Raw genomic sequence first — 26,424 nt, forward strand, 5'->3', positions numbered from 1 at the left:
TTTCCGGAGTATCGAGGATCGTCCCGAACAGGCCCTGAAGGATCCCCTAATACCTTGGTCGGGTCCACCCCTGAGCGCCGGTTCCGACCTGCGCGAATGTGACCCTGAGTAGGGCCTGCCCCCTCAGGGTGGGTACGGGGGTCCACCCCGATTTGACTTAGAGCGCACTCTAAGGGCGACTCTGGAGACATGACGATCCAGGAGGCCGCGCAGCGGTCGGGGCTGAGCGCTCATACGCTGCGGTACTACGAGCGTATCGGGCTCATCCACTCGGTCGGCCGCGACGGAAACGGGCACCGCGACTATGTCGAAGGGGACCTCCAGTGGCTGGAGTTCCTGACCAGGCTGCGCACGACCGGGATGCCGATCGCCGACATGTGCCGGTACGCGGAGCTGCGGCGCATGGGCGCCCACACCGCCGATGAGCGCCGGGTGATGCTGGAGCTGCACCGGGAGCGGGTCAGGTCCAGGATCGACGAGCTCACCCAGGATCTGAAGGTACTGGACTACAAGATCGACACTTACAAGGGGCAGGCATGAACACGCGCGCACTCGGAACCGGCGGCCCGCAGGTCTCCGCGCTCGGCCTCGGCTGCATGGGGATGTCGGAGTTCTACGGGCCGGGCGACGAGAAGGAGTCGATCGCGGTCATCCACCGCGCGCTCGACCTCGGCGTCAACTTCCTGGACACCGCCGACACCTACGGCAAGGGCGCTAACGAGGAGCTGGTCGGCCGGGCCATCAAGGACCGGCGCGACGAGGTGGTGCTGGCCACCAAGTTCGGCATCAAGCGGGAGGGCACGAGCAGGACGGTCGAGAACAGCCCCGAGTACATCAGGGCGGCCTGCGACGCGTCGCTGCGGCGCCTCGGCCTCGACCACATCGACCTTTACTACATGCACCGCCGCAACCGGGAAGTCCCGATCGAGGAGTCGGTCGGCGCCATGGCCGAGCTGGTCCAGCAGGGCAAGGTGCGTCATCTCGGCCTGTCGGAGGTGAGCGCCAAGACGCTGCGCGCGGCGTACGCCGTTCATCCGATCGCCGCCCTGCAGAGCGAATACTCGCTGTTCACCAGGGGCATTGAGGCGGAGATCCTGCCCGCGGCCAGGGAGCTGGGCGTCGCGCTGGTGGCGTACTCGCCGATCAGCCGTGGCTTCCTGACCGGCGCGCTGCCGCCCGCCGACCAGCTCCCCGACGACGACTTCCGCAAGTGGATGCCGCGCAACACCGGCGAGAACGCAGAGCACAACGCCAAGCTGGCGGACGAGGTACGCAAGATCGCCGAGGCGGCCAGCGTCACCGCGGCGCAGCTGTCACTCGCGTGGCTGCTCGCCCAGGGCGACGACATCGTGCCGATCCCCGGCACGAAGCGGCTGAAGTATCTGGAGGAGAACGCGGCCGCGGCCGGCATCACGCTGAGCGCCGAGCAGCTCGACGCCCTCGCGGCGGCCGTGCCCGCGGACGCGGTGCGCGGCACCCGCTACCCCAGCATGTCGGAGATCGAGAACTGATCGGGGGGCCGGCTCGGGCTCAGGGGGCGTCGAAGTAGACGCGGATCGCGGTCGCGCCGGCCCGGGTGTGGACGCGTACGAGATCGCTTAGCAGGTTGACGATCAGCAGCCCGCGCGAGCCCGCGACGCGCGGGTCCACCGGGCTGCGGCCCACCAGCGGATCAACGATGTGACCGGCGTCGCTGACCTCGCACACCAGCCGCCCCTCGGCGGCCCACACCCGGAACGTGCCCGAGCCGCCCCCGTGGTCGAGGCTGTTGGCGCCCAGCTCGGCCACCGTCAGCCGGATGTCGTCGATCCTGTCGTCGGCGAACCCCAGCTCGGCCGCCCGCCGCGCGGCCAGGTGCCGCACCGCCGACAGGTTGGTGTGGTCGAAGCGCAGCGAGACGGACTCGCCCGGCTCGCCCAGCGGCCGGTTGTGCCCGTCGACCACCATCTCGGGCGCGTAGCCGGAGCTGTGCCATTCGGTGGTGGCGTCCCTGAGCACGGGGTGGGTGCGCTCCGCCTCGGCGAGCACCTCGGTGTCCAGGCGCTCGGCGTCGTACGGGCACAGGATCGTGACGTGCCGGCCCGCGAACGACAGGTTGATCAGCGCCTCGTGCTGGGCGCAGGCCGGATATTCCGTCGCGGTGCGCCCCGGCCAGATCGGCTCGCCGATGATCCGCACGTGCTCGCCGGGATGCCGGTCGGCGAAGTCGCGCAGCACGCCGGGAATGATCCGCCCCGGATTGCGGCCCGCCTGCGTCATGTCGAGCATCAGCACCGCGCCGGCCTCGGCGCCCAGCTCAGCCGCGATCAGGGCCAGATTGCCCGGCGGGACCGCGACCGCGACCGGCTCGTCCGCCGCCAGCCCCGCGCGGACGAAGGCTGTCGTGGCAGCAACGTATTCCCGCTCTCCCCGGTAGAAGAACGCCGGATGCACGAAAGGTTCTGCCAACATCACGCCTCACGCTACCCAAGGATGAGGAGTTCATGGCAATCCGTTGGGTACCTAATACGTTGTGAAGAGAGTCCAGGTCATCCGCCGTCCCAGGCCCCGGCCCACGCCCTCGTCCCTCGACCTTCGCACGCCCTCCGGCCGTCCTCTCCCGTTCTGAGACCAGTCAGCCACTATGCTCAGGACATGTCGGAATTGCAGATGCGGGTCTCCGACGAGGACCGTGAGCGCACCGCACAGCAGCTTCAGCTCGCATTCACCGAAGGCCGTCTCACCCATCTCGAGCTCGAGGACCGCCTTGAGATCGCCCTGACGGCGAAGACCTACGGCGATCTGCTCGGCCTGATCACCGACCTCCCCGTCGAACAGCCCGTTGACGACGTGGTCACCCTGGAGTCGAAGAACGGTCACCTCAAGCGTTCCGGCGACTGGGCGGTCCCACGCCGGCTGCGGGTGAGCTCCAAGTACGGCAGCGTCGAGCTGGACCTGTCCGAGGCCGTCATCACGCATCCGGTCGTGGACATCGAGCTCGACCTCACCTACGGCTCAGCCAAGATCGTCCTGCCAGAGGGCGGGGTGGCGAACCTGGACGCGTTCCAGACCGACTGGGGCAACACCGCGACCTCGGACGTGCCGAGCAGGCAGCGTCCGGGCGCGGTGTACGTGGTGGTCAGCGGCCGGGCCAAATATGGCGGGCTGAGTGTTCGCTATCCGCGTAAACGCTGGTTCACCCACTGATGGAAGATCGAGATGTGGTGCTCGCTCGGCACGAGCACCCCGCCGTCCCGGTACGCCCGTGACGACATGCCGGGCTGCGTCCGCTCGCAGGCGTCGAAGTCCTGCTCGTTGACCCGGTGGAACAGCTCGACCGACGACGACAGATCCGCTCCCGAGGCCACCACGTCGGGGTGGTAGAGCCAGTCGCACTCGACGATCGTCCGGTCGGCGGCCATGGGTGACATCCGGTGCAGGATCACGTGGTCGGGCACCAGGTTGACGAAGACCTGCGGCTTGACGGTGATCGCGTAGTAGCGGCGGTCCTGGTCCTGCGACACGTCGGGCAGCTTGGCGAACCCGGGGCCGCCGTCCACGGTGAAGCCCTCGGCCCGCTCGGCGAACTCGGCGCCGTGGCCCACGTAGTACTGGGCCGCGTAGCCGCCGGCGAACTCCGGCAGGACCGCGGTCAGCTCCGGGTGGATCGTGGCGCAGTGGTAGCACTCCATGAAGTTCTCGACGATGAGCTTCCAGTTGGCCCGGACGTCGTAGACGATCCTGCGGCCGAGCGCGAGCTTGTCCACGTGGTAGCGCTCGATGGCGGCGGGGTCGCCCAGCCGTTCGGTGGCCGCGTACGTCACCGTCTCCTCGAACGAGGGCGGCTCCGCGGCCAGGCAGACCCATGCGTACCCGAGCCATTCGCGCAGGTGGACGGGGACCAGGCCGTACTCGACGCGGTCGATGTCCGGCATTTTCGCCAGGTTGGGGGCGGCGGCGAGCCGGCCGTCGAGGTCGTAGGACCAGGCGTGATAGGCGCATCTGATCGTCCGCTTGACCTCTCCCCCGGCCTCCACGCACAGGCGGGCGCCGCGGTGCCGGCAGACGTTGAGGAAGGCGCGCAGCCGGTCGTCGCGGCCGCGTACGACGAGCACGCTCTCCCTGCCGACCTGCACCGTCCTGAACACGCCCGGTTTCGGCAGGTCCTCGGCCCTGACCGCGCAGAACCAGAGGGCTTCGAAGATCTTGGCCTGCTCCTCCGCGAACACCTCGGGGTCGGTGTAGGAGCGGCCGGGAAGCGTGGAGATCAAGCTCGACGTGGTGGTCAACCGACACCCCTTGTTGCGTATTACGCAGCGAGTTGCCCTATATGCGACATCGTCAGACGGCCTTCAGGAGACTGTCAAGAGGTAGTTGCTGGCCCGGCGCAGAAACGCCGTGTACCACCCGGTCACGAGCCGGTCGGGAAGCAGTCCCGCGAGGGGGCGCTGCATGTCGGTCATCTCCGTCGCCGCCAGCCTGGCGGGCCTGCGCACCACCTTCGACCGGGCCCGCTCGTACGCGCGCAGGTCACCGATCGAGCGGGCCAGCAGCCAGGCGTCCTCCAGTGCCTGGTTCGCGCCCTGGGCCATGGTCGGCGGCATGGTGTGCGCGGAGTCGCCGGCCAGCGTGGTCGGCCCCTTGCCCCAGACGGCGGGGATCGGCTGGCGGTGGTGGGGGAAGAAGTCGATGTCCGTGATCGTGTCCAGGATGCCGGGCACCGGCTCGACCCAGCCGCCGAAGCGCTCGCGCAGCCGCTCCACCACGTGCCGGTCGTCGGCCCAGAGGGGCTTGCCGGGGGCCGACCTGACGTCGAACCACCACAGCAGCCGGCCCTCGCCCGCCGGGATCAGCCCGCACAGGCCCTGCCCGCCGGCGATCATCACCGCCCTGCGCGCCTCGGTCAGCGAGGTGGGCAGGGTGGTGAACCCCTGCCAGGTGACCCAGTTGCTCAGCCGCGCGGTGTCGTTCCCCCACAGCGCCGTCCGCACCACGGAACGGCGTCCGTCGGCGCCCACCAGCACGTCGCCGCGCACCGTGCGCCCGCCGGCCGGCCGCGCCTCGGCCCGCTCGGGCACCACGTGCTCCACCCGAGCGCCGTAGGTCACCGGCACGCCTTCGGCGAGCAGCTTGACCAGCTCGCTGCGGGCCAGGTGGACGACCGGGTGGCCGTAGCGGCGCTCGGCCACCGTCAGGTCCATGGTGAGCAGCCGCCGCCCGTCGCCGGCCCACGACTCCAGGGTCTCCAGCCGGCGCCCGATCCCGGTGTAGTCGACCTTGAGCTCCTTGAGTATGGCCGTGCTGCCGGGCCAGAGCGAGACGGAGCCGCCCGCCGTGCGCAGCTCGGGCGACTCCTCGTAGACCTCCACCTCGTGACCCGCCATGAGCAGGCCGCGCGCCAGGGCGAGCCCCGCGACGCCCGCACCGACGATGATTACCCTCATAACGACCCCTGTTTATGAGACTCGAAATATCAGATACGAGGAGTATCACAATGTCTGCGCGCGGTCGTAAACCCGACCCCACGGTCGACCACCGCATCAGGCAGGCCGCGACCGGGCTGGTGCTCTCCCACGGCCTCGACTTCACCATGGACGACGTCGCCGCGGCGGCAGGTGTGGGCAGGGCGAGCGTGTTCCGGCGTTACGCCACCAAACGCGACATGCTTCTCGAAACCATCGCCGGCCTCATGAACACCTACGTCGCCATCCCCGACACCGGCTCGCTCGAAGGAGACCTGCGGGTCGTCGTCACCGACACACTCGCCCTCTGGCGGCTGCCCGGCGTGTCCCGCGTGGCCAAGCAGGTCTACGGCGAGGCGGGACGGGACCCCGCGGTCGCCGAGATCATCAAGACCGGCATGCGGACCAGGATGGAACGGTCATGGGTGGTCTACGAGCGCGCCATCGAGCGCGGCGAGCTGCCGCCGAACGCGGACCTGTGGCTGCTCACGGACATGTTCGCGGGGCTGACGGCGTACCGGGGGCTCCTGGATCTTCCGCTGCCCGATCCGGCGGAGATCGTGCAGGTCCTTCTGCATGGCTTTACACCGGCTTGATACCAATGGTGTTACTGGGGTGCAAGCAACGGTCAAGTCCTGGTCCATACTGTTCCCTTCGTTCGCGAAAACCTACGAAGAAACCAACGAAGGGCACGGAAATGACACCCCCTCGTCGTCGCTTGGCCGTCGCGGCCGCGACGCTTACCCTTGCCGTCCTCACCACCGCCTGCGGTGCCCTGGGCCAGGCCGTTGACTGCAACAGTGCCGCCACCGAGGCCAGCAAGATCATGACTGACTGGAGCTCGGAGGTCACCAAGAACGCCGCGGACACCAAGGCCATCGGGACGGCCTCCAAGACCGCCGCGGACAAGACCAAGGAGCTGGCGGGCAAGTACGACGGTGAGGTCGCCGCCGCCCTGAACGAGCTGGCCGGCGGGTTCGAGACCATGGAGAAGGGTGACCTCGCGGGCGTCTCCGAGTTCACCGGCAAGATGAACGGTTTCAGCACCAAGATCACCGCCGCCTGCACCTGATGAGGCTCGCGGTCGCCGCACCTCCTGTGGGGGGCAGGCAGGCGCGGCGGCCGCGTCACGTTCGGGCGGAATCGTTCTAGTCTTGCTGCCCGTGACCGGTGACACTCTGGCGGCGCGACCGGGGGCGAGCGCCGCCTCCCCTTCCATCCGGAGGCGTATCCTTTCCGGCCACCGTGCGGGCGTGGGCGCAATCGCGCTGCTCGCCGCGGTGGCCTACGGGGTGCTGGGGCTGGTCAAGCTGGCCACCTTCCGCGCCACCACGTTCGACCTGGTCATCGTGGACCAGGCGGTGCGCAACTACGCGGCCCTGCGGCCGCCGTACATCCCGGTGCTGGGCATGTTCCACGGGCGCGGCATGGACTACGTCCAGCTCGCCGACCACTTCTCGCCCATCTACGCGCTGCTCGCGCCGTTCTACTGGGTGCACGACGGCCCCGAGACGCTGATCGTCGCGCAGGCGCTGCTGCTCGCCGCCGCGATCCCCTTCATCTGGCTGTTCACCAGGCGCGTGCTGGGACTGGCGCCCGCCTACCTGGTCTGCGCGGCGTACGCGCTGGCCTGGCCCGTCGCGCAGGCGGCCGCGTTCGACGTGCACGAGGTCATGTTCGTCCCGCTGCTCACCGCGATCATGATCGAGCGCTACCACGCGAGCCGCGTGCTCCCCGCCGGCCTGGCGATGTTCGCGCTCCTCCTGGTCAAGGAGGACATGGGGCTCATGGTGATCGGTGCGGGGCTGTGCCTGTTCGTCATGGGCGACCGGCTGCGCGGCGTGCTCAGCGTGGCCTTCGGCGCCGGCGGCGTGCTGCTCGTCCGGGGGCTGCTGATCACGTTCTTCGGCGGCGACTCCCAGGACTTCTGGGCCTACGGCCATCTCGGGCCCGACATACCCGGCGCGGTCATGGCGCTGCTGCGCGACCCGATCGCCGGCGTCCTGCTGCCCTTCAGCGAGGAGGCCAAGGTCGACACGCTGTTCCTGCTCGTGTGGCCGACGCTGCTGCTGTGCCTGCTCTCGCCGCTGTCGCTGGTGGCGCTGCCGCACGTGCTCGAACGCATGCTGTCCGACCGCGCCCAGTGGTGGCAGGCCGACTTCCAGTACAGCGCGTTCACCGTGGTGATCCTGCTCTGCGCCGGCGTGGACGGGTTGGCCAGGCTCCTGCGCCTGCTCAAGCGATCGGACGACGCCTCGCTCAAGCTGGCCTGGTCGGCGGCGGCCTGCGTGGTGGCGCTCACGCTGGTCCCGAAATTTGCTTTGGACCAGCTCTACCATCCCGCCTTCTACAAGGAGCCCAAGGCGGTGGCGGCGGCCGAGGCGGTCAGCAGGGTCCCGGCGGGGGTGACCGTCGAGGCCGTCAACTCGGTCGGGCCGGCGCTCACCGCCAAGGCCACCGTCCTGCTGTGGAGCGGCCAGTCGAAGGGCGCGCCGTGGGTGGTGGCCGACACGACGCGGTGGGAGTTCCCCTTCGGCTCGCCGGAGGAGCAGCTCGCCGAGGTGAACGAGCTCCAGGGGCAGGGGTACGTCAAGGTCTTCGAGCGGGACGGGTACGTGGTGCTGCGCAGGAGCTGAGCGGCCCGCTCCTTTGCGAGCGACCCGCACGGCCGTTCCTTTGTGAGCGACCCGCGCGGCCGCCCGCTCCTTTGTGAGTGGCCGGGCCGACCGCTCGCCTATTTGCCCGCCGACCGCTGGGCCCTGGCCTGCTCGTAGGCCCGGTCGAAGCCGTCGAGCACCGTCGGCCACGAGCCCGCCGTGGGCCGCGTCGCCCGGTTGTGCACGGCGATCGACTCGCGCAGCCCGGCGTCCGTGCACAGCCGGGCCACCGCGCGGGCCAGGTCGCCGAGCGTGCGGCCGAGCAGCCCCTCGGTGCCGTGCCTGACGAAGTCGGCGACCCCGCTCTGCGTCCTGGCCACCACGGGCAGCCCGGCGGCCCGCGCCTCCAGGGCCGCGATGCCGAACGACTCGCGGGGCGCGGGCGCCACGAACACGTCGGCCGACTCCAGGACCTTGGCGATCTGCTCCCTGGAGTAGCGGCCGGGCAGCGAGACCCAGCCGGCCATGCCGTGCTTGTCGAGGAAGCGCTCCATCTGCCCCCGAGCGGGCCCGTCGCCGACGATCGTGGCGCGCATGGGAATCCGGGCGGGCACGTGCGCGCGGGCCGCCTGGAGCAGCTTCAGCAGCCGTACGGGCTGCTTGCGCGGAGCCAGCCGCCCCACGGAGACGACGTGCACCTCCTCGCGCCCGGGCGGCGTGCCGGGCGGCGGCGCCCAGCCCGACAGGTCGAGGCCGTTGGAGACCACGCGCACGGGGACCTCCGGCCCGGCCACGGCGCGGATGGGGGCGGCGGCGGCGTTGCTGACCGTGGTGGCCACCAGCTTCCAGTCCTGCCACCCGTACGCCAGCCGCAGCAGCCGGTAGAGCCCCCGCGTGACCGGGTCCCACATGCTGTGCACGGTCACCACGCAGGGCGTGCCCGCCCGCGCCGCCGCGCGCACGCCCATCCAGGCGAACGGCGAGACCGCCCCCGTGTGGACGTGCACCACGTCGGGACGCGCGGAGGTGATCCGGCGTGTGAGGTGCCCCACGCCGAACGGGTGGACGGGCAGGTCGAACGGCATCCTGGCGACGATCCTGTGCACGCCCGGCAGCGGCTCGCCCCTGGTCGCCGTGGCCACCGACACCTCGTGGCCGGCCTCCCGCTGCATCCGCACGAGGTCGGCCACCTGGACCTCGATCCCCCCGAGTCGCGGCAGGTAACAGTCACTCACGTGAAAGATCCGCACCCCTCCCAGACTAATCTGGGCGTGTGCCTCCACGTACCGCTGTGTTCTTCCATGCCCATCCCGACGACGAGGCCCTGCTGACGGCGGGCACCATGGCGATGCTCGCGGCCGAGGGGCACCGCGTGGTGCTCGTCGTGGCCACCGCGGGCGAGCGGGGCCTGGCCGAGATGGCGCCCGGCGACGCGCTCGGCGAGACCAGGCTCAAGGAGCTCTACGAGTCGGCCGCGCTGCTCGGCTGCGCCCGCGTGGAGTGCCTGGGCTACGGCGACTCGGGGCTGAGCCCCAAGGGCGGCGTCGCCGACGAGCGGCCCGACAACGCCTTCATCGACGCCGACACCGAGGCGGCGGCCAAGGCGCTGGCCGCGATCCTGCAGGAGGAGCAGGCCGACCTCCTGGCGATCTACGACCCGGCCGGCGGCTACGGGCATCCCGATCACGTGCAGGTGCACCGGGTGGGCAAGCGGGCGGCGAAGATCGCCGGCACGGAGATCGTCCTGGAGGCGACGGTCAACCGGGATCCGCTGGTCAGGCTGCTGAAGCTGGCGGGCAGGTTCTACCGGTTCCCGCCGGAGTTCGACGTACGGACGTTCGAGAGCGCGTACTCGTCGAGCGAGACGATCACCCACCGGGTCAATGTCCGGAAATATACGAAACAGAAGCGGGCCTCCATGGCCGCGCACGCCTCCCAGGCCAGCGGCGGCGACAGCGACCGCACGCTCGCCGTCATGCTGAAGGTCCCGAGCCCTCTCTACCGCTTCGTCTTCGGCACCGAGTGGTACGTCCGCCGCGACCTCCCGCCGGGCACTCGCCTCACTCATCCCTTCGACCGGTGGCCCAAGTAGGACCTAGGGTTGACGCGGCCGACACGCCCACCCGGCAGACTGGACCCCGATGAAGAACAAGTGGCTCCAGATCACCCTGTCCGTGCTGTCGCTCGGGCTCGCCGTGCTGCTCGTGATCTACCTGCCCCAGATCGTGCGCTCCCTCACCGGCAAGCCCGTCTCGTGGGCCGAGATCGGCGCGTTGTTCGGCACGCTCGGCGCGGGCGAGATCGCGCTGATGAGCGCGCTGTGGCTGCTGAGCCTGCTCGCCTACACGTTCGTGCTGACCAACTCGCTGCCCGGTCTCAACAACCTGCAGGGCCTCACGCTCAACGCGGCGGGCAGCGCGGTGAGCAACCTGCTGCCGTTCGGCGGGGCGGTGGGGGTGGCGCTGTCGTTCGCGATGACCAGGGGCTGGGGCTTCGCCAACCGGGCGATCGTGGTCATGACGCTGGTCAGCGGCATCTGGAACACGTTGTTCAGATTCATCCTGCCGGCCGTGGGGATCATCGCGCTGCTGATCGCCGGCGAGGCGCCCAACGCGACGGTCGCCAAGGCGGGCTGGACGGGCGCGATCTCCATCCTGGCGCTCTGCGCGGTCGTGGCCGCCGCACTCTACTGGGACCGGGCCGCCACGCTGCTCGGCCGCGCCCTCGACGGGCTGACCAGGCTGCTGCGCCTGAAGGTGCACGCCTCGGCGGCCTTCCACCGATTGCGCGCCGACACCGCCGAGATCGTCCGGACCAGATCGCTCGGCCTGTCGCTCGGGATGGTGTTCTTCCTCGGCTTCCAGTGGGCGGTCATGGCCGCCTGCATGCACGCCACCGGCGCCTGGCCCGGCCTGGCCCAGTCGATCGCCGTCTTCGCCCTGTCGCGCGTGCTCACCAGTGCCTTGATCACCCCCAGCGGAGCGGGGATCATGGAGGGCGGGGTGGTGCTCTTGCTGACGTCCGCGTTCGGCGTGCCGGCCGCTCCGGCGACCGCGACCGCATTGCTTTTCGGCTTCTGGACTTACACTATCGAGATCCCGTTCGGCGGCCTGGCTCTGGGCGCATGGGCGCTCCTGCGCAGGCGCAACAGCCGGAGCGCCGAGGCGGAGCCCCCGTCCGCGATCTCGAAGGCCCCCTAGTGACAATCCCAAACCCATCGAGTGCTAATCAACCACGGGCCTTGTGCGTGATTCGCAGGCCCGCATAGCGTGGCGGCTGACATGGTGGCGTTCCGAGTTCTGGGGCCAGTCGAGGCGTACGAACACGACGACGAACTCGACCTCGGCGGGTTGCGGCAGCGGGCCGTCCTCGCCCGGCTTCTCGTGGCCAGAGGGCAGGTCGTGCCCGTTGACACGCTTCTTTACGACTTGTGGGACGACGACGCGGCAAAGGGCGCGCAGTCGGGCCTGCAGGTCTACATCTCGCGCCTGCGCAGGGTGCTCGAGCCGGGCCGCCCGCGCGGCGGCCCCAACCGGCTGCTCGTGACGGTCGCCTCCGGCTACGCCCTGCGCGTGGCCAGCGACCAGGTCGACGCGCTCCGGTTCGAGCAGCTCGTGCGCGCGGCCGGCGAGCACCTCGAAGAAGGCGATCCGCAGGCCGCCCGCGGCCGCCTGGAAAAGGCGCTGGGCCTGTGGCGCGGCACGCCCTATTCCGACTTCGCCGACCAGCCGTGGGCGGAGGCCGAGGTCAACCGGCTGACCGAGCTGCGCCTCGTGGCGCGCGAGCGGCACGCCGACACGGGGCTCCGGCTCGGCATGCACGCCGAGACCGTGCCCGACCTGGAGGCGCTCACCACCGAGCACACGCTGCGCGAGGAGGGCTGGCGCCTGCTGGCGCTCGGCCTCTACCGCTGCGGCCGGCAGGGCGACGCGCTGGCCGCGCTGCGCAGGGCCCGCAACATCCTGGCCGACGAGCTGGGCATCGACCCGGGGCCCGCGCTGCGCAAGCTGGAGTCCGACATCCTGGCCCAGGCGCCCGAGCTGGAGCTGGCCGCCCCGCCGCGGCCGTCCAGGCCGGCGCCGGTCACCGACACCTGGCCGCCCCGGCCGGCCGCTCCCGTCGAGCCGCCGCCGCTGGAGCCGGAGCCGTTCGTCGGCCGCGACGCCGAGCTGTCCAGGCTGACCACGGCGGCCTCGCGCACGGGCAGGTTCCAGGTCGCGATCGTGGCCGGGGTCGCGGGCGCGGGCAAGACCACGCTGCTGCGCCAGCTCGAAGGCCGGCTGGGCAGCGACGGCTGGATCACCGCGTCCGGCGCCTGCCCCGACTCCAGCGCCACCCCGCCCGGCTGGGCGTGGGTGGAGATCCTGCGCACGCTCATCGGCATGAGCGGCGCCGGCGAATACGCCCAGCTGCTCGCGCCGCTGCTCGACGACGCCGCCCCCGATCCCGACGAGGACGAGGTGTCCGGCGGCTTCCGGCTGCACCGCGCGGTCGGCGGCTACCTCGCGGGGGTCGCGCGCCGGGGGCCGGTGCTGCTCACCCTCGAAGACCTCCACTGGGCCGACGACCAGACGCTCGCCCTGCTGCGCGCGCTGCCGAGCCTGCTGGCGACCAGCCGGGTGCTGCTGGTCGTGACGTGCAGGGAGAGCGAGCTCGACGACCGCCAGGCCGACGTGCTGGCCGCCCTGGCCAGGCTGGGGCCCGTACGCGTGGGGCTGTCGGGGCTCGACCCGAAGGCCGTGGCCGAGCTGGTCAAGGCGACCTGCGTACGCGAGATCGACGAGGACGCGGTCGAGTCGATCGTCGAGCGCACGGGCGGCAACCCGTTCTTCGTCCGCGAGACCGTGCGCCTGCTCGACTCCGAGGGCGCGGCCGACCGGGCCAGCGCCACCGAGGTGCTCTCCCGGGTGCCTTCTGGGGTGCGCGACGTGCTGCGGCGGCGCATCTCGCGGCTGCCCTCCGGCGCGCAGCAGATCCTGCTGCAGGCCGCGGTGATCGGCCGCGACGTCGATCTCGACGTGCTGGTCGCCGTGGAGGTCGACGAGGACCAGGTGATCGAGGCCGTCGAGGCGGCGCTGCTGGCCGGGCTGGTGACCGAGCCGGGCCCGGGGATGCTGCGCTTCGACCACGACCTGGTCCGCGACACGATCTACTCCGACGCCTCCAGGCTGCGCCGCACCAGGCTGCACGCGCGCGTGGCCGCGGTCATCGAGGACCGCACGCCGTCCGACGTGGCGGCGCTGGCCCACCACTACTTCCTGGCCGACACGGCCGAGAAGGCGGTCCACTACACCGGGCTGGCGGCCGAGCAGGCCGAGCGGCGCTTCGCCCACCGCGAGGCGGCCACGCTGTGGGAGCAGGCCATCGCCGCGTTCGACCGGGGCAGCTCGCGCCGGGAGAGCGACGAGCAGCGGTCCGAGCAGCCGCCCGAGCGGGCGAAGGAGCGCCTGCGGCTCATGCTGCGCCAGATCAGGGCGCTGGCGTTGTGCGGCGACATGTCGGCGGCCCGGCTGCTGCGGCGCCAGGCCATGGACGCGGCGCTGCCGCTGGGCGACCTGGAGATCACCGCGAAGGTGGCGGCGTCGCTGGCCGTGCCGCACAAGGGCATGGCGCGCGATTTCACCCGCACCGCGTGGGAGATCGTCGACGTCACCGAGCGGGCGCTGATGGAGCTGCCCGCTGGCGAGCAGCGGCTGCGGGCCAGCCTGCTGACGACGCTGGCGCTGGAGCTGGAGGGCTCCTCCTCGCCCGAGCGGGGCCGCCAGGCGTCGCTGGAGGCGCTGGAGCTGGCCAGGCAGAGCGGCGACCCGACGCTGATCGCGGCGGCGCTCAGCGGGCGGCTGCGCCAGTCCTACGACATCCCCGCCGTCGACACCCGCGAGAGCATCGGCAGGGAGCTGCTGGAGGTCGCCCAGCGTTCCGGGCAGATGGCCACACAGGCGCTGGCCCATCTGGTGCTGCTGGAGTGCGCGGCGGCCAGGGGCGAGTTCTCGGTCGCCGACGAGCACGCCGCCGCCGCGGACCGGCTGGCCAAGCAGTACGACCTGTCGGCGCCCGCCGCGGTCGTCGTCTGGTACGCGGGCCAGCGGCTCATGATCTCCGGCGACTACGCCGGCGCCGAGCGGGCCTACCGCGACGCGGCCAGGATGACCGCGCGGGCCGGCATGCTGGAGGGCCGCCAGGACCTGCCGCTGATCACCACGTTCTGCCTGCACCTGGTCGACGGCCGGGCGGCCGAGACGGTCGATCTGCTCTCCGAGGCCCACCTGCGGGGCGCGAAGTGGACGCTCGACGCCTACGCGCTGGCCCTGGCCTCCGCGGGGCACCTCAACGACGCCAAGGCCGTGGCCGCCACCCGGCCGCCGGTGCGCCCCGACTTCCTCTACGAGCTGGTGATGACCTGGCGGGCCCTGGCCGGGATGCTGCTCGACGACCGCGAGCGGATGGTCGACTGCTACGACAAGCTCAAGCCGTTCGCCGATCGGGTGGCGGGGGCGGGCACCGGCGTGGTGGCGCTGTGGCCGGTGGCGCTGACGCTCGGCGACCTCGCCATCCGGCTGGGCCAGCCCGACGCCGCCCGCGCCCACTACGAGAAGGCGCTGGAGGTGGCCGAGCGGATCGGCGTGCCGCGCTGGGTGGAGGCCGCGCGGCAGTCGGTCAACAGCTCACCTGGAAACGGTCGCTCTTGATGACCTTGGCGTCGCCTGCCTGGAGCTCGACGCGGTACCAGCCGGGGTTCCCCGACACCTGGGGCCGCCACTCGACGGTCTCGCTGCCGCCCGCGAACCCGTCGTACTTCACCAGGTAGGTGCGCCAGGTCTTGGTGGCGGTGCTCCAGCGGGCCAGCCGCCAGCCGTAGCTGACGCTCTGCTCGGGGCCCTCGGCCGTGAGGACGCTGCGGACCAGGTACGACTTGGCGCAGCCCGCCTCGCCGCCGGCCAGGATGCTCACGCTGATCTGGCCGGTCTCGGCGGCGGCGGTGCTCGTCTGGACGGGGGCGGTGACGGGCAGCTCGCGGGCCGCCAGGGTGATCGTGTGCGCCGGCTCGGTGGCCGAGCTGGCGTTGCCGTAGGCGGAGAGGCCGACGTACGCGCTGGTGAAGGCGAGGGCGGCGACGAACAACTTGGCCGCGTTCGCGGTACCACTGGCCAGGACGGCTGCGCTTCTCGTCGGCATCTTCAACACCCCTTTTGGCTCACTCATAGAGTGGGACCAGGTGGTTGAGCGCTGGTTGTCGGCTGGTTGCACCTTTTGCCGGGCGGCTTGCAACCCGGTGTGGCAAAGACTTGCGACGATGAATTAAGGTAAGGCTGACCTAAGGTCACGGAGGGGTGGTGGGCCGGCAGATGCGGCATGTGATGATCGCGGTCCCGGCCCCGGCGGATCCGTTCTGGCTCGGGCTGCCCTACTGGCTGGTGGGCGCCGTCCTGATCCTCGCCCTGTTCGGGGCGTTCCAGGTCTACTACTGGGTCGGCCGCAAGCTGGGCGAGCGCATGTACGACTCGCGCATCGGCGTCAAGCTGGGCCGCGAGCGGATCGCCAAGATCGAGCACGTGGTGGAGCGGTGGGGGGCGCTGGCCGTCTACGGGTGCTTCTGGGTGCCCATGCTGCGGCACACGCTGCCGTGGGTGGCGGGGGCGCTGCGGGTGTCCTATCCCTGGTACGTGGTCGCCAGCGCGCTGGGCTGCCTGACCTGGGCGCCGATCTGGTGGTTCGGCCTGACGGCGCTCGTCTGGGGCTGGCTGGAGCTGGCCGCGCGGTCGCCCGTCACGGCGGCGGTGGTGGCCGTGCTGGCGGTCGCCGGTGTCGCGTGGCTCGTGATGCGGCGCAGGCGCAAGAAGCGCACGGCCGAGGAGAACGCCCTGGCCTCCTGACCGGCAACCCGGCCGCTCCGGCCTTTTCGCCGCCCTGGCCGCTCCCGCCTTTTGCCCGCCCTGGCCGCTCTGACCGTGCCGCTCGCCCTAGCCGTGCCGCTCGCCCTAGCCGCTCTGCTCGCTCTGGTCGTCGATCGTGGCCTCGGGCGCGTTCCTGCGGACGGTCTCGATGCCGTTCACGCAGGCGACCTTGCTCGGGAAACCCTCGCCGATCGCGAGCGTCTGCCCGTTGTTCGCGATGAGCGCGAAACGGAACCCGCCGCGCCCGTCTTCGCTGATGACGAACCTGCCTGCCATAACCAACCGCCCCGGCCATATCGGATCTATGATTGATTTACCCCTATCTGATGGTGCCTTATGGCCGCGTTCGGCAAACGAACCCTTGATCTCCTGACAACATGTTTGCCATGCATATTGGGGGTTTCATTAGCTCTGCCGTCCTCGCGCTGGTTGTCGGGGTCTCCTCCCCCGCCACGGCCGCGCAGGCCGCGGACGCGCCGGCGGTGGGGGCCAAGTCGGCGTACCTGATCGATTCCACCGGAACGGTCCACCTCGGCAAGCGGGAAACGCGCCGGCTTCCCGTGGCCAGCCTGGTCAAGGTCATGACCGCGTACGTCGTGCTGCGCGAGGCCAGCCTGAGCGACACGATCACGATCACCGCGGCCGACGTCAGCCACGCGACCAGCAACGGCGCCACCACTGCGGCGCTGAAGAAGGGCGAGCGCCTCACGGTCAGGGACCTGCTGTACGGTCTCATGCTGCCGTCGGGTGCGGACGCGGCCAACGCGCTGGCCCGGCGGTACGGGCCGGGCAAAACGGCGTTCGTGGCCAAGATGAACCGCACCGCGCGCTCGCTCGGCCTGGCCGACACCCGCTACACCAACCCCGACGGCCTGCCGACGCCCGGCAGCGGCGGCTACTCCACGGCCGTCGACCAGGTCAGGCTGGCACAGCGGGCGCTGGCGAGCGACACGTTCAAGACCGTGGTCGGGAGCAAGGTGCACAAGGTGGCCAAGTCGTCGGTGCACCGGGCGCACACCTGGACCAACTCCAACAAACTGCTCACCCGCGCGGACGGGGTGCTCGGGGTGAAGACGGGCTACACCAGGGCGGCCGGCTACTGCCTGCTGTTCGCCGGGGAGCGCGGCGGCAGGGAGGTCGTGGGGGTGCTGCTCGGCGACCAGAACGAGCGTCGCTTCAGCACGGCCGAGCAGCTGCTCGACTACGCCGAGGAGCAGATCGCCCTCGGCTGACCCAGCCTCCCACCCGGTCACCACAGCCCGGTCACCACAGCCCGGTCACCACAGCCCGGGCATCCCAGCTCGGCCGCAGTGGACCGCCCACCCCGACCGGCCTCCGCGGTGCGGCCAGCCGGAAGCGATGCGGCCGACCGAAAGCGGGACGGCCGGCCGGAAGCGGGACGGCCGGCCGAGAGTGCTACGGCTGGCCGAAGTGGAGCCGCCGACCGAAAGTGGGGCCGCCGATCGAAAGTGGGCGCGGTCGGGCCGGCGGTGGGGCGCGGTCGGGCCGAGGGTGGGGCGTGGTCAGCCGAAGGTGATGCGGCCGCTGCCCGGGAGGGTGCTCATGCCGCGGGTGGCGCAGCCGAGGATGGCCGTGGCGGGGCTGATGCCGCCGCGGACCCGCTCGTTCGTCAGGGGGCCCGCGGCGACGCGGCCGGTGAGCAGGGCGTCCGCCGGATGCTGGGTGGCCAGGCGGTCGGCCCTGATGCGCAGCTTCGAGGTGCCGAGCGGGCGGCCGGCCGCGCCGAACCAGGTGATGACGGCCGTGCCGCGCACCTGGCGTGCGCTGGCGCACGACACCTGCGCGGTGGCCTGCACGCTCACCCAGCCCGAGCGGAGCTGCGGGGCCGACCCATCAGGGGACGCGCAGCCGGTGAGCTGGAGGTTGCCCCGGACGGCGACGTCGCGCGGCGTGAGGCCGACCCTGGGGGCGAAGGCCAGCGGCCGGCCTGACGGGGTCGCGACCGCGCAGGTCAGCGCGGCCGGCGGCGGGGCGGCATGGACCGGCGGCACCGCCGTGGCCGCCGCTGCGATGATCCAGGCCACGAGCATGGGACCCCCAGAACCGACTTGCTCCCCGTAATCGACGCGTCACATTGTGCAGCATCACGCCGTACGGCACACCGGGTCCAGCCGGTCGGCGGTCCACCTGAGCGAATGCGCGAGACGTACCCGGACCACGCCCCTCTCCCGGTGCGGCCGGCGCGGCGCGCCCGGCAGCGCTTCGTCCAGCGACCCCCGGTAACCCATCGCCGTCTGGTGTGCGAGGACTTGCATGGCGTCCATAACTCCTCCTTAATCCATTAAGACCTTAATCAATTAAGAAGCTGCGGGCAAGGCGTTCGGTACGGTTGGGCCATGGCCAAGGTCACGCTGCAGACGATCGCCGACAGGCTCGGCGTGTCACGGGCCACCGTGTCCTACGCCTTCTCCCGGCCCGACCAGCTCAGCGACGGGATGCGGCGGCGAATTCTGGAGGTGGCCGACGAACTGGGCTACGCCGGCCCCAACCCGACCGCGCGCTCGCTGCGCCTCGGGCGGGCGGGCGCGCTGGGGCTGCTGTTCAGCGAGACGCTGGCGTACGCGTTCGCCGACCCGTACGCGCTCGGGTTCTTCCAGGGGCTGGCCACGGCGGCCGAGGAGGCGGGCGTGGGCCTGCTCATCCTGCCGCTGCCGCACGGCGACCGGCGCAGCGAGACGGTCAGGGACGCGGTGGTGGACGCGTTCTGCGTGGTGTCGCTGCCCGACGGGCATCCGGCGCTGGCCGAGGTGCTGGCCAGGAAGCTCCCCGTCGTGGTGGTGGACGAGCCGTACGTGCCGGGGCATCCGTTCGTGGGCATCGACGAGCCGGCGGCGGGGGCCGCGGCCGCGCGGCACGTGCTGGAGCTCGGGCACCGGCGGGTGGGCGTGGCCATGGTGGGGCTCAACGAAGACGGCTACACCGGCTGGGCCGGTAAGGACCGGCAGGCCGGCGCGGTGTTCGAGGCCATGCGCGCGCGGCGCGGCGGCTACCAGCGCGCCTGCGAGGAGGCGGGGCTCGACTGGGACGGGGTGCCGTTCTACGAGCTGGCCCGCAACTCCCGCGAGGCCGGGCGCAAGGCGGGACACGCGCTGCTAGGGCGCGAGCCGCGGCCCACCGCGATCCTGACCAACACCGACGTGCTGGCGCTGGGCATTCTCGACGCCGCCGCCGACCTGGGCCTCGACGTGCCCGCGGACCTGTCGGTGGTGGGCTTCTCCGACAGCGCGGCCGAGGAGGCGGGGCTCACCACGATCAGGCAGGCCAAACAGGAGATCGGGGAGGCGGCCGGCCGGCTGCTGCTGTCAGGGGGCGCCACGCAGCCGGAGCGGCGGCTGTTCCCGCACGAGCTGATCATCCGTACGTCCACCGCTCCACCTGCCTGACCTGTGGTCCGGCCGCCCGCACCACCACTCGGCCAAATTACGGCCGGGAAGCAGGTTCGCTTCGGCCTTCCGTGGATAGTGTGAGGCTCACTTCCCTCCTAAAGGACAACCTCATGACGGAATTCATCGAGGTCCGAACGACGATCGAGGGCCACGAGAAGGCCGCTGAGCTGGCACACGGCATCCTCAGGTCAGGACTGGCGACCTCGATCGACCTGACCGAAGTGGCCCAACCGGCCGCACCCCACGACAGGACCACCTGGCAGCTCACGCTCATCACGACCGAGCAGCAGGCCCCGGCCCTCGAACTGCACATCAGGGACGTCGACCGTCATGCCCCGATCAGCCGGCAACCGGTCAGCGAGGACATCGACGCCTATCCCGACTGGCTCATCAACGATCAGCCCTGAGACCTACTCCCATTCCCAGCGGGGCACCTCCCGGAGGGGATGGAGTTGATCGTCGGTCTCCGCGTGTGAGTTCTGCACGGCCACCTCCGTGCCGAACTCCACATGAGAGCGCAACGCCGCTCTGAAGGCGTCGTCGGCGGGCAGCCCGGCCGTGTCGGCGGCCGCCAGATACAGCTCGACGAACCGCTGCCGCTGCGCCTCCTCGATCTTCAGGCCCCGGTGCGCGTCGATCAGCGCCGGGAAGCCGCCCATCTCCTTGGAGAAGGTGTCGGGACCGCCGAAGGTCTCGGCCGTGAAGGCGGTCAGATGGCCGACGTGGCTCGCCTTGCCCGCGCCGAAGAGGGGCTGGAGGAGCGGGTCGGCCAGGACGCTGCGGTAGAAGACCTCGATGAACCTGCGTAAGCCCTCTTCGCCGCCCGCGTGCTCGAATAACGTCTCCATGATTACAGCATTACATGCCTGCGGGAAGCCGTACCAGACCTGGCGGCCGGGTGAGCTATCTCGATCGCATCAGGCCGTGGCACGCGATCGCGGCGGCGGCCACCACGTTGAGCGAGTCGACGCCCGCCGCCATCGCCGCCGCGCTCATCGGGATGCACACCGCCCGGTCCGCCTCCTCCAGCCAGTGGGACGAGAGCCCGTCGCCCTCCGAGCCCAGCAGCAGCGCCACGCGCTCTCCCAGCTCGACGGCGTCCAAGGGGGTGGCCGCCTGGTCGGGGGTCAGCGCCAGCGTCTGGAAGCCCGCCTTCCGCAGCTCCGTCAGCCCTTCGAACCAGCCGTCCATCCGGGCGTACGGGATCGAGAACACCGCGCCCATGGACACCTTCACCGACCGCCGGTAGAGCGGGTCGGCGCACCGGGGTGACAGGACGATGCCGGCCACGCCCAGCGCGGCGGCGCATCTGAAGATCGCGCCAACATTGCCGTGGTCGACCAGGTCCTCCAGGACCAGCAGCCGCCCCGCTCCCCCGGCCAGCAGCCCTTCGACCGAGGGCAGCGGCAGGCGTTCCATCGAGGCCAGGGCGCCGCGGTGGATCTGGAAGCCCGCGATGCCGGCCATGACCTCGTCGCTCACCACGTACACGGTCGCGTCCCCGAGCACGTCCGCCAGCGCGGCCAGCCAGCGGTGCGTGGTCAGGACCGAGCGGATCGGGTAGCCCGCGCCGATCGCCCGCCTGATCACCTTCTCGCCCTCGGCGAGGAACAGCCCGCGCTCGGCCTCCAGGCTCTTGCGCAGCTCCACGTCCCGCAGCCGGGTGTAGTCGGAAAGGCGCGGGTCGTCGGCGCCGGTTACGTACTCAAGCACCTTCCGATACTGCCATGCGCCGCCTGACCTGCCAGACCGCCGCGTAGCAGGTGAGCACCAGGCACAGGCCGATCACCGTGCCCGCGCCCGTCTTGGTGATCACGCTCGGCAGGCCCAGCGCGGGGCTGGGCTCGTCCACGAGCGGCCACAGGAACGCGCCCGCCACGATGCCGGCCGACCCGGCCGCCATGACCGTCCAGCGCACGCGCGGCGAGATGCGCAACCGGTCCGGTACGGCCGCCGCCGCCATCCCGGACAACCCTCGCCAGCCCCACCAGAGCACGACGGCCAGCCCGATCACGGACGAGGCGTACTGCAGGAACCGGAAAAGGCTGATCACGCCGAAGACGGAGACGCTCAGCCAGTCACCCCACTCCACCGGGCCCGTGGAATGCGTGAAGGAGTCCCACAGGACGTGCGTGGCGGCGCCGAGCACGCCGCCTGCCGCCATGGGCAGGAATCTGAGCCGGTCGGGCGCCAGCAGCGCGGCGCGGCCGGCCAGCGAGGGCGGCAGCAAGGAGATCAGCGGGTCTCTGAAGACGCCGTGGAACAGCGGCAACAGCAGCAGCACGGCGGCCAGGTCGATGGTGAGCACACCGAGCCAGGAGTGCCAGTTCCCGTAGTCGGGCAGGAACGGCAGGAAGATCGGCAGGTCGGGGACCATCGCCCCCAGCGCGAGCGCCCAGGGGTCGAGGAATCTGCGCACGCGCGGCGACGACGCCAGCGGCAACACCGCGGCGATATGGCTAGGCGTGAACGGCACGACCCCTCCCCTGGTGATCAACTGGGTGATCACCGCTCATTATCGGGTGAAGCTTGACCATCCTTTGCCGAGGCGCTCTAGAGTCACTGTGAGTAATGGGTACGGTACGTATCGCTGTCGACGGCCGGATTGCCGGGAGTTCGGGGGTTCACGGTGCCTGATCAGCGGATTCATGAGCATCCGGCCGCGTCAGCCGACTGGCTGCGCGCGGCGCGCACGGCCCGCACGCTCTCCGCCGTCACCCTGGTCTGGCTCACCGTGGAGAGCACGCTCGGCCTGGCCGCCGGGCTGGCGGCGCATTCGGTGGCGTTGATCGGGTGGGGGCTGTCGGCGTTCGTGGAGGCGGCGGCGAGCCTGATCGTGATGTGGCGCTTCACCGGCAAGCGCACGCTCTCGCCGGACGCGGAGGCGACCGCCAGGCGGGCGGTCGCGATCAGCTTCTGGCTGCTCGCCCCCTACCTCGTCATCCACGTCATCCACGATCTGGACGCGGGGCACCGGGCCGTGCCGAGCGTGCTGGGGATCGTGGTGACGGCGTTCAGCCTGGTCAGCATGCCGGTACTGGGGGTGGCCAAGCGCCGGCTCGGCGTGCGGCTGGCCTCTGCCGCCACCTCGGGCGAGGGGACGCAGAATCTCATCTGCGCGGCCATGGCCGCGGGCGTCCTCGCCGGGCTGTGGGCCAACACCGTGGGCTGGTGGTGGGTGGATCCGGTGGTGGCGGTGGCGCTGGCGGTGGTGGCCGTACGGGAGGGAAAGCGCGCGTGGCGTGGTCACGCATGCTGCCACTGAAGGCAACATAGAGTAATCACCGCACCAAAAGGGCTGTTTTGCCACACTGACCGCACCGAGTATCGTTCCCGGAGTATTGCGGAGCATCTCCCGCTAGGGTCTCCGAAAGGTCTCAACACACCGAAGAGGACATCGTGGGGCGACATCGCACAGACGAGCTCGACGGCGGATACCGGGCGAACGAGCCCGCCCCTCGCAGACGGCCCAGCCGCGGCCGCGGCAGGGTGCTCGTCCCGCTGGCGGGAGCCGTCGCGCTGGCCGTCCTGCTCGGCGTCGCCGCGTTCGTCATCTTCAACCGCGACCATGACTGCTCGGGCGGCAAGCTGCCGCTGCGCGTCGTCGCGACCCCGGACATCCAGCCCGCGCTCAACAAGATCGCCGGCAACTACAACAAGGCCATGCACTCCATCGACAGCAAGTGCGTCGAGGTGACGGTGGCCAAGGAGGCGGCGGCCAGGACCGCGAACGGGCTGGCGGCCGGCAAGGTCACCGCCGACTTCTGGGTGGCCGACTCCAGCCTGCTCCTGGAGAGCATCCGCAAGACCCCGGCCGGCCAGGCGCTGCCGGAGGTGGAGGGCTCGATCGCCACCTCGCCGGTGGTGCTGGCCGCGGCCAAGTCGGCGGCGGCCAAGCTGGCCGACTCCCTCCAGCCGAGCTGGGTCAACATGATCGCGGCGGCGAACGTGGCCAACGTGGACGGACCCGGCAGGAAAGTCCGGGTGCTCGCCCTCGACCCGCAGAAGAACTCCGCCGGCCTGGCCGCGCTGCTGGCCGCGGCCGGCAGCGCCAAGGAGGCGGGGCAGGACAAGGCGCTGGTGGGAGCGCTCAAGGAGCTGTCGGGGCAGATGGCGTCCGACTCGACGGCGCTGCTGGCCAGCCTCACCGTGAAGTCGGGCAGCAAGGTCCCGATCGGTGTCACCTCCGAGCAGGCCATCTACGCCCACAACACCAAGAAGCCGGAGGCTCCGGTCGTCGCCCTCTATCCGAAGGAGGGCACGCTCAGCCTCGACTACCCGGTCACGGTCCTCACCAAGGACCCGGCGGTGCTCAAGGCGGCCACGGACTTCAAGCAGGACCTCGCCACGGAGTCGGCCAAGAAGACGCTGCGCGCGGCCGGGTTCCGCAGCTCGGACGGCAAGGCGGGCGACGCGCTGTCCAAGGACAAGGGGTTCGTGCCCGACACGCCGCAGGCCCTCGAGCCGCCGGACGGCGCGACCGTGGCCCGGATGGTGCAGACCTGGTCGAGGCTGAACCTCGGCACCCGGCTGCTGACCCTGCTCGACGTCTCGGGGACGATGGCGCTGCCCGTGCCCGGCACGAACATGACCCGCATGCAGGCGATCAACAAGATCGCCACGGAGGGGTTGGGGCTCTTCCCGGCCGGCTCCGAGATGGGGTTGTGGACGTTCTCGACGCATCTGAACGGGCAGGGCAGGGACTGGAAGGAGCTCGTCTCCGTCGGCCCGCTGAGCGAGTCGATCGACGGGGCGCTCCGCAAGGAGGTCCTGGCCAGGACGTTCTCCCAGATCCAGGCCAAGGCCACCGGCGACACGGGGCTGAACGACACGGTCAAGGCGGCTTACGCGCAGCTCACGAAGTCGTACCAGGAAGACAAGATCAACACGCTGCTGATCCTGACGGACGGCGCGGGCAACGACGATCCTGACGGCGGCGTCAAGAACGGCGAGCTGCTGCAGTTCCTGAAGAAGACCTACAACCCGAAGCGGCCCATCAGCATCCTGCTCATCGCGTTCGGTCCTGAGGCCGAGCAGGGCAAGCAGCAGATGGACGCGCTGGCCAAGGCCACGGGCGGCGAGGCGTACATCGCCAAGAACGTCCTCCAGGTCCGCGACTTCTTCCTCCAGGGCATGGAACGCCGCCTCTGCTCCCCCAACTGCGACGGCTGAGTCCAACCAGAGCGGGGGAAGACGGCGGCGTTGGGCGACCGAGCCCGCCTGCGCGGAGCGGAGGCCATTGAACGCGCAACATGCCGGTTGGGTATGGGGGGCGAACCTGGCCGGATGAGGCCGCGTCCTCTCCGCGTGGGGCTTGAGTGCCTGTCCTACCTGCGGGGAGGGAATCCGTGCCCGGATGGCCGACGGTCGATCGCGCTGACGATCACGAGCTGGTCGAGGCGCTGCGGCGGGTCGATGCCGATGCGCCGGCCAGGCTCTACGACTCCTATGCCGAGCGGCTGCACGACTACGCCTGCTCCCTGGCCGGGCAGCGGGATCTGGCGGCGGACGCCGTACACGACGCGCTGGTCACGGCGCAGGGGTGCGTGCAGCGGCTGAAGGAGCCGGCCAGGCTGCGGGCCTGGCTGTACGCGCTCACCAGGTTCCAGGTGCGGGCCAGGATGGCCCACAGGAGCGGGACCCCCGCCCACGGCATGCCGCTGCCGGAGCTGGACGAGCAGGAGGACCCGGAGCTGGCCGATCTCGTCCGCGAGACGCTCGGCGAGCTGAGCCGCAACGAGCGCGAGGTGCTTGAGCTCTCGACGCGGCACGGCCTGACGCCGTCCGAGGTCGGCGCGGTGCTCGGGCTGACCTCGCGCCAGGCCGCCGCCCGGCTCGGCCGGGCTCGCGACCTCCTGGAGAACGCCGCCGCGGCCGTGGTGCTGGCCAGGACGGGACGGGCGCACTGCCCCGACCTGTCGGCGATGGTGGACTCGTGGGAGGGCCCGCTCACCCCGCTGCTGCGGCGCCGGCTGTCTGGGCACATCGGCGGCTGCGAGGTGTGCACGGAGGGACGCCACCGCCAGGTGTCGGCCGGGCGGCTGCTGAACATGGTGCCGATCGCGTACCCCCCGATCTCCCTGCGCCGCCGGGTCGTTGACACGTGCGTCAATCCCGAACGCGACCAGACCCGCACCCTGATCACCGATCGCGGCGACAGCTTCGACAGGTCCGGATTCCCCGTCGCCGTCGAGCCCCGGTCCCGTCGGCGCAGGCCGCGCCGGCTGGCCCCGGTGGTGCTGGCGGGCGTGTGCGTGCTGGCCGCGACGGGCGCCATGGTCGTGATCAACGGCCGCGACGCCTCCGACAGCACCGCGCTGCGCCCTTCGGCCACCCCCACGTCCTCGGGCACGGACCCGAGCCCGACGCCGGAGCCGGTGCTCGACACGGGCGAGGCCACGCCGGAGCCCACGCCGGCCCCGAGCCGCACCCCGTCGGACCGGGTCTCGCCGGGCGGGCGGCCCGCCGCCACGCGGCCGAGCACGAAGCCGGCCGCCGTGCCCACGGCGACCCGCCGCAGGCCCGTGCCGGGAGCCCGGCTCGCCGCCGCGTGCCCGCGCGCGATCGACGGCGCGGCCAAGATCGGGCTGAGCGCTCGCAACGCCTCGGTGTCCTGGGTGGCGACGGCAGCCGAGGGGCTGGACGTGTTCCCGGCGAGCGGGTCGATCAAGGCCGGCGGCTCGGTGACGGTCTGGGTCACGGTCGTGGACCCGAACGGCTCCGGCAGCGGCCGCGTCTCCATCACCTCGAACGCCGGCCCGGCCACCTGCTCGCTGTCCTGGGACGGCCGCGATCCGCAGAGCTCCGAGCCGCCGTCCGACCAGCCGACGCCCTCCACCGACCCGAGCGAGACGCCCACCGGGGCGGAGACCTCGTCCGTTAACCACGAGCAAACAGAGGCTCTGGGAGAGTGAGAGTGCAAAGCAGCTCTCAACTCACAGTAGATCCACAGTTTTGATCGACAAATGGGTATAAATCGGACCCTGACTCGAAGATCCTAGGCCACATAGGGCATTCTGGTGTGCTTGGGGACCGCGTCGGGGTTAGAGACCACTTGACCTTGTGTTGAAGGTCACACAAGAAA

Annotated in this window: 27 protein-coding genes; 16 read left to right on the forward strand and 11 right to left on the reverse strand. The window is 71.0% G+C overall.

The window, feature by feature from the left end; genetic code table 11:
• The first annotated feature begins 189 nt into the window (after nucleotides 1-189).
• Both ETD85_RS04740 and ETD85_RS04745 read left to right on the forward strand, forming a co-directional pair.
• Nucleotides 190-540 carry a MerR family transcriptional regulator gene (locus ETD85_RS04740; protein WP_138688357.1) on the forward strand — a complete coding sequence of 117 codons (351 nt, stop codon included), beginning with the start codon at nucleotides 190-192 and terminating at the stop codon, nucleotides 538-540.
• Nucleotides 537-1,511 carry an aldo/keto reductase gene (locus ETD85_RS04745; protein WP_138688358.1) on the forward strand — a complete coding sequence of 325 codons (975 nt, stop codon included), beginning with the start codon at nucleotides 537-539 and terminating at the stop codon, nucleotides 1,509-1,511. The genes ETD85_RS04740 and ETD85_RS04745 overlap by 4 nt, the downstream gene beginning before the upstream one ends.
• A gap of 19 nt (nucleotides 1,512-1,530) precedes the next feature.
• Here the strand turns inward: ETD85_RS04745 and ETD85_RS04750 are convergent, their stop codons facing one another.
• On the reverse strand, nucleotides 1,531-2,451 hold the full coding sequence (locus ETD85_RS04750; RefSeq protein WP_138688359.1) for a sensor histidine kinase: 921 nt from the start codon (nucleotides 2,449-2,451) through the stop codon (nucleotides 1,531-1,533).
• 183 nt (nucleotides 2,452-2,634) lie between these two features.
• On the opposite strand from ETD85_RS04750, the gene ETD85_RS04755 reads away from it, so the two are divergent.
• Nucleotides 2,635-3,186, forward strand: coding sequence for a DUF1707 SHOCT-like domain-containing protein (locus ETD85_RS04755; protein ID WP_240778958.1), 552 nt, complete (start codon nucleotides 2,635-2,637; stop codon nucleotides 3,184-3,186).
• Here the strand turns inward: ETD85_RS04755 and ETD85_RS04760 are convergent.
• Nucleotides 3,156-4,268: an aromatic ring-hydroxylating oxygenase subunit alpha gene (locus ETD85_RS04760; protein WP_138688360.1), complete on the reverse strand. Its 1,113-nt coding sequence runs from the start codon at nucleotides 4,266-4,268 to the stop codon at nucleotides 3,156-3,158. The genes ETD85_RS04755 and ETD85_RS04760 overlap by 31 nt on opposite strands.
• Nucleotides 4,269-4,331: 63 nt before the next feature.
• Entirely contained in the window at nucleotides 4,332-5,423 is a 1,092-nt protein-coding gene (locus ETD85_RS04765; RefSeq protein ID WP_138688361.1) for an FAD-dependent oxidoreductase, read from the reverse strand.
• Nucleotides 5,424-5,473: 50 nt separating this feature from the next.
• Between ETD85_RS04765 and ETD85_RS04770 the strand changes: the two genes are divergently transcribed.
• The 3 genes from ETD85_RS04770 to ETD85_RS04780 all read left to right on the forward strand — a co-directional run bounded on the left by ETD85_RS04770 (nucleotide 5,474) and on the right by ETD85_RS04780 (nucleotide 8,077).
• Complete coding sequence (locus tag ETD85_RS04770) at nucleotides 5,474-6,037, forward strand: TetR-like C-terminal domain-containing protein (RefSeq protein ID WP_170246497.1); 564 nt, start codon at nucleotides 5,474-5,476, stop codon at nucleotides 6,035-6,037.
• Nucleotides 6,038-6,159: 122 nt separating this feature from the next.
• Nucleotides 6,160-6,513, forward strand: a complete 354-nt coding sequence (locus tag ETD85_RS04775; protein WP_138688363.1) for a hypothetical protein — start codon at nucleotides 6,160-6,162, stop codon at nucleotides 6,511-6,513.
• Between the two features lie 181 nt (nucleotides 6,514-6,694).
• Entirely contained in the window at nucleotides 6,695-8,077 is a 1,383-nt protein-coding gene (locus tag ETD85_RS04780) for a DUF2079 domain-containing protein (RefSeq protein WP_138688364.1), read from the forward strand.
• A gap of 98 nt (nucleotides 8,078-8,175) precedes the next feature.
• Here ETD85_RS04780 and ETD85_RS04785 read toward each other — a convergent pair whose 3' ends face one another.
• Nucleotides 8,176-9,273 (reverse strand): glycosyltransferase family 4 protein, encoded by a 1,098-nt coding sequence (locus ETD85_RS04785; protein ID WP_138688365.1) that lies wholly within the window; start codon nucleotides 9,271-9,273, stop codon nucleotides 8,176-8,178.
• A gap of 38 nt (nucleotides 9,274-9,311) precedes the next feature.
• Here ETD85_RS04785 and ETD85_RS04790 point away from each other — a divergent pair, with 38 nt between their 5' ends.
• From ETD85_RS04790 to ETD85_RS04800, 3 genes are all read left to right on the forward strand, one after another.
• Nucleotides 9,312-10,130: a PIG-L deacetylase family protein gene (locus tag ETD85_RS04790; RefSeq protein ID WP_240778959.1), complete on the forward strand. Its 819-nt coding sequence runs from the start codon at nucleotides 9,312-9,314 to the stop codon at nucleotides 10,128-10,130.
• 49 nt (nucleotides 10,131-10,179) lie between these two features.
• Nucleotides 10,180-11,238: a lysylphosphatidylglycerol synthase domain-containing protein gene (locus tag ETD85_RS04795; RefSeq protein ID WP_138688366.1), complete on the forward strand. Its 1,059-nt coding sequence runs from the start codon at nucleotides 10,180-10,182 to the stop codon at nucleotides 11,236-11,238.
• A gap of 81 nt (nucleotides 11,239-11,319) precedes the next feature.
• The gene (locus tag ETD85_RS04800) at nucleotides 11,320-14,727 is read left to right on the forward strand and encodes an ATP-binding protein (RefSeq protein WP_138688367.1); all 3,408 of its coding nucleotides are present in this window, start codon (nucleotides 11,320-11,322) and stop codon (nucleotides 14,725-14,727) included.
• Here ETD85_RS04800 and ETD85_RS04805 read toward each other — a convergent pair.
• Nucleotides 14,696-15,214: a hypothetical protein gene (locus ETD85_RS04805; RefSeq protein ID WP_138688368.1), complete on the reverse strand. Its 519-nt coding sequence runs from the start codon at nucleotides 15,212-15,214 to the stop codon at nucleotides 14,696-14,698. The two genes, ETD85_RS04800 and ETD85_RS04805, sit on opposite strands and share 32 nt — an antisense overlap.
• A gap of 170 nt (nucleotides 15,215-15,384) precedes the next feature.
• On the opposite strand from ETD85_RS04805, the gene ETD85_RS04810 reads away from it, so the two are divergent.
• Nucleotides 15,385-15,912 (forward strand): DedA family protein, encoded by a 528-nt coding sequence (locus ETD85_RS04810; RefSeq protein WP_138688412.1) that lies wholly within the window; start codon nucleotides 15,385-15,387, stop codon nucleotides 15,910-15,912.
• Between the two features lie 105 nt (nucleotides 15,913-16,017).
• On the opposite strand, the gene ETD85_RS04815 is transcribed toward ETD85_RS04810, so the two are convergent.
• Complete coding sequence (locus tag ETD85_RS04815) at nucleotides 16,018-16,209, reverse strand: YegP family protein (RefSeq protein WP_138688369.1); 192 nt, start codon at nucleotides 16,207-16,209, stop codon at nucleotides 16,018-16,020.
• 110 nt (nucleotides 16,210-16,319) lie between these two features.
• Here ETD85_RS04815 and ETD85_RS04820 point away from each other — a divergent pair, with 110 nt between their 5' ends.
• Nucleotides 16,320-17,165, forward strand: coding sequence for a D-alanyl-D-alanine carboxypeptidase family protein (locus tag ETD85_RS04820; RefSeq protein ID WP_240778960.1), 846 nt, complete (start codon nucleotides 16,320-16,322; stop codon nucleotides 17,163-17,165).
• Between the two features lie 291 nt (nucleotides 17,166-17,456).
• Here ETD85_RS04820 and ETD85_RS04825 read toward each other — a convergent pair whose 3' ends face one another.
• Together ETD85_RS04825 and ETD85_RS04830 are read right to left on the reverse strand one after the other, a co-directional pair.
• A complete protein-coding gene (locus ETD85_RS04825) occupies nucleotides 17,457-17,984 on the reverse strand; it encodes a hypothetical protein (protein ID WP_138688370.1) in 528 nt (175 codons plus the stop codon).
• 54 nt (nucleotides 17,985-18,038) lie between these two features.
• Complete coding sequence (locus ETD85_RS04830; RefSeq protein ID WP_138688371.1) at nucleotides 18,039-18,218, reverse strand: hypothetical protein; 180 nt, start codon at nucleotides 18,216-18,218, stop codon at nucleotides 18,039-18,041.
• Between the two features lie 72 nt (nucleotides 18,219-18,290).
• On the opposite strand from ETD85_RS04830, the gene ETD85_RS04835 reads away from it, so the two are divergent.
• Together ETD85_RS04835 and ETD85_RS04840 are read left to right on the forward strand one after the other, a co-directional pair.
• Nucleotides 18,291-19,337, forward strand: coding sequence for a LacI family DNA-binding transcriptional regulator (locus ETD85_RS04835; RefSeq protein WP_138688372.1), 1,047 nt, complete (start codon nucleotides 18,291-18,293; stop codon nucleotides 19,335-19,337).
• Between the two features lie 113 nt (nucleotides 19,338-19,450).
• Nucleotides 19,451-19,747 (forward strand): hypothetical protein, encoded by a 297-nt coding sequence (locus tag ETD85_RS04840; RefSeq protein ID WP_138688373.1) that lies wholly within the window; start codon nucleotides 19,451-19,453, stop codon nucleotides 19,745-19,747.
• Between the two features lie 3 nt (nucleotides 19,748-19,750).
• Here the strand turns inward: ETD85_RS04840 and ETD85_RS04845 are convergent, their stop codons facing one another.
• Genes ETD85_RS04845 through ETD85_RS04855 form a run of 3 tightly spaced genes read right to left on the reverse strand, consistent with a single transcriptional unit; the run spans nucleotide 19,751 to nucleotide 21,849 of the window.
• Nucleotides 19,751-20,188, reverse strand: coding sequence for a group II truncated hemoglobin (locus ETD85_RS04845; RefSeq protein WP_138688374.1), 438 nt, complete (start codon nucleotides 20,186-20,188; stop codon nucleotides 19,751-19,753).
• A 55-nt stretch (nucleotides 20,189-20,243) separates the two neighbouring features.
• Nucleotides 20,244-21,053, reverse strand: a complete 810-nt coding sequence (locus ETD85_RS04850; RefSeq protein ID WP_138688375.1) for a TrmH family RNA methyltransferase — start codon at nucleotides 21,051-21,053, stop codon at nucleotides 20,244-20,246.
• Complete coding sequence (locus tag ETD85_RS04855; protein ID WP_240778961.1) at nucleotides 21,046-21,849, reverse strand: DUF4184 family protein; 804 nt, start codon at nucleotides 21,847-21,849, stop codon at nucleotides 21,046-21,048. The genes ETD85_RS04850 and ETD85_RS04855 overlap by 8 nt, the downstream gene beginning before the upstream one ends.
• Before the next feature lie 120 nt (nucleotides 21,850-21,969).
• On the opposite strand from ETD85_RS04855, the gene ETD85_RS04860 reads away from it, so the two are divergent.
• From ETD85_RS04860 to ETD85_RS04870, 3 genes are all read left to right on the forward strand, one after another.
• Nucleotides 21,970-22,605, forward strand: a complete 636-nt coding sequence (locus ETD85_RS04860) for a cation diffusion facilitator family transporter (protein WP_240778962.1) — start codon at nucleotides 21,970-21,972, stop codon at nucleotides 22,603-22,605.
• A 134-nt stretch (nucleotides 22,606-22,739) separates the two neighbouring features.
• Nucleotides 22,740-24,512, forward strand: a complete 1,773-nt coding sequence (locus tag ETD85_RS04865; protein ID WP_240778963.1) for a substrate-binding domain-containing protein — start codon at nucleotides 22,740-22,742, stop codon at nucleotides 24,510-24,512.
• A 176-nt stretch (nucleotides 24,513-24,688) separates the two neighbouring features.
• On the forward strand, nucleotides 24,689-26,254 hold the full coding sequence (locus tag ETD85_RS04870; protein WP_170246500.1) for an RNA polymerase sigma factor: 1,566 nt from the start codon (nucleotides 24,689-24,691) through the stop codon (nucleotides 26,252-26,254).
• Nucleotides 26,255-26,424: the final 170 nt, after the last annotated feature.

The organism is Nonomuraea zeae, assembly GCF_005889725.1.
Taxonomy (GTDB): Bacteria; Actinomycetota; Actinomycetes; order Streptosporangiales; family Streptosporangiaceae; genus Nonomuraea; species Nonomuraea zeae.

What these genes read in the sequence shown, in the direction of transcription:
- ETD85_RS04740 (WP_138688357.1), top strand. Translation starts at nt 190, where the DNA reads ATGACGATCCAGGAGGCCGCGCAGCGGTCGGGGCTGAGCGCTCATACG.
- ETD85_RS04745 (WP_138688358.1), top strand. Translation starts at nt 537, where the DNA reads ATGAACACGCGCGCACTCGGAACCGGCGGCCCGCAGGTCTCCGCGCTC.
- ETD85_RS04750 (WP_138688359.1), bottom strand. Translation starts at nt 2,451, where the DNA reads ATGTTGGCAGAACCTTTCGTGCATCCGGCGTTCTTCTACCGGGGAGAG.
- ETD85_RS04755 (WP_240778958.1), top strand. Translation starts at nt 2,635, where the DNA reads ATGTCGGAATTGCAGATGCGGGTCTCCGACGAGGACCGTGAGCGCACC.
- ETD85_RS04765 (WP_138688361.1), bottom strand. Translation starts at nt 5,423, where the DNA reads ATGAGGGTAATCATCGTCGGTGCGGGCGTCGCGGGGCTCGCCCTGGCG.
- ETD85_RS04770 (WP_170246497.1), top strand. Translation starts at nt 5,474, where the DNA reads ATGTCTGCGCGCGGTCGTAAACCCGACCCCACGGTCGACCACCGCATC.
- ETD85_RS04795 (WP_138688366.1), top strand. Translation starts at nt 10,180, where the DNA reads ATGAAGAACAAGTGGCTCCAGATCACCCTGTCCGTGCTGTCGCTCGGG.
- ETD85_RS04800 (WP_138688367.1), top strand. Translation starts at nt 11,320, where the DNA reads ATGGTGGCGTTCCGAGTTCTGGGGCCAGTCGAGGCGTACGAACACGAC.
- ETD85_RS04805 (WP_138688368.1), bottom strand. Translation starts at nt 15,214, where the DNA reads ATGCCGACGAGAAGCGCAGCCGTCCTGGCCAGTGGTACCGCGAACGCG.
- ETD85_RS04810 (WP_138688412.1), top strand. Translation starts at nt 15,385, where the DNA reads ATGCGGCATGTGATGATCGCGGTCCCGGCCCCGGCGGATCCGTTCTGG.
- ETD85_RS04815 (WP_138688369.1), bottom strand. Translation starts at nt 16,209, where the DNA reads ATGGCAGGCAGGTTCGTCATCAGCGAAGACGGGCGCGGCGGGTTCCGT.
- ETD85_RS04820 (WP_240778960.1), top strand. Translation starts at nt 16,320, where the DNA reads ATGCATATTGGGGGTTTCATTAGCTCTGCCGTCCTCGCGCTGGTTGTC.
- ETD85_RS04825 (WP_138688370.1), bottom strand. Translation starts at nt 17,984, where the DNA reads ATGCTCGTGGCCTGGATCATCGCAGCGGCGGCCACGGCGGTGCCGCCG.
- ETD85_RS04830 (WP_138688371.1), bottom strand. Translation starts at nt 18,218, where the DNA reads ATGGACGCCATGCAAGTCCTCGCACACCAGACGGCGATGGGTTACCGG.
- ETD85_RS04835 (WP_138688372.1), top strand. Translation starts at nt 18,291, where the DNA reads ATGGCCAAGGTCACGCTGCAGACGATCGCCGACAGGCTCGGCGTGTCA.
- ETD85_RS04840 (WP_138688373.1), top strand. Translation starts at nt 19,451, where the DNA reads ATGACGGAATTCATCGAGGTCCGAACGACGATCGAGGGCCACGAGAAG.
- ETD85_RS04845 (WP_138688374.1), bottom strand. Translation starts at nt 20,188, where the DNA reads ATGGAGACGTTATTCGAGCACGCGGGCGGCGAAGAGGGCTTACGCAGG.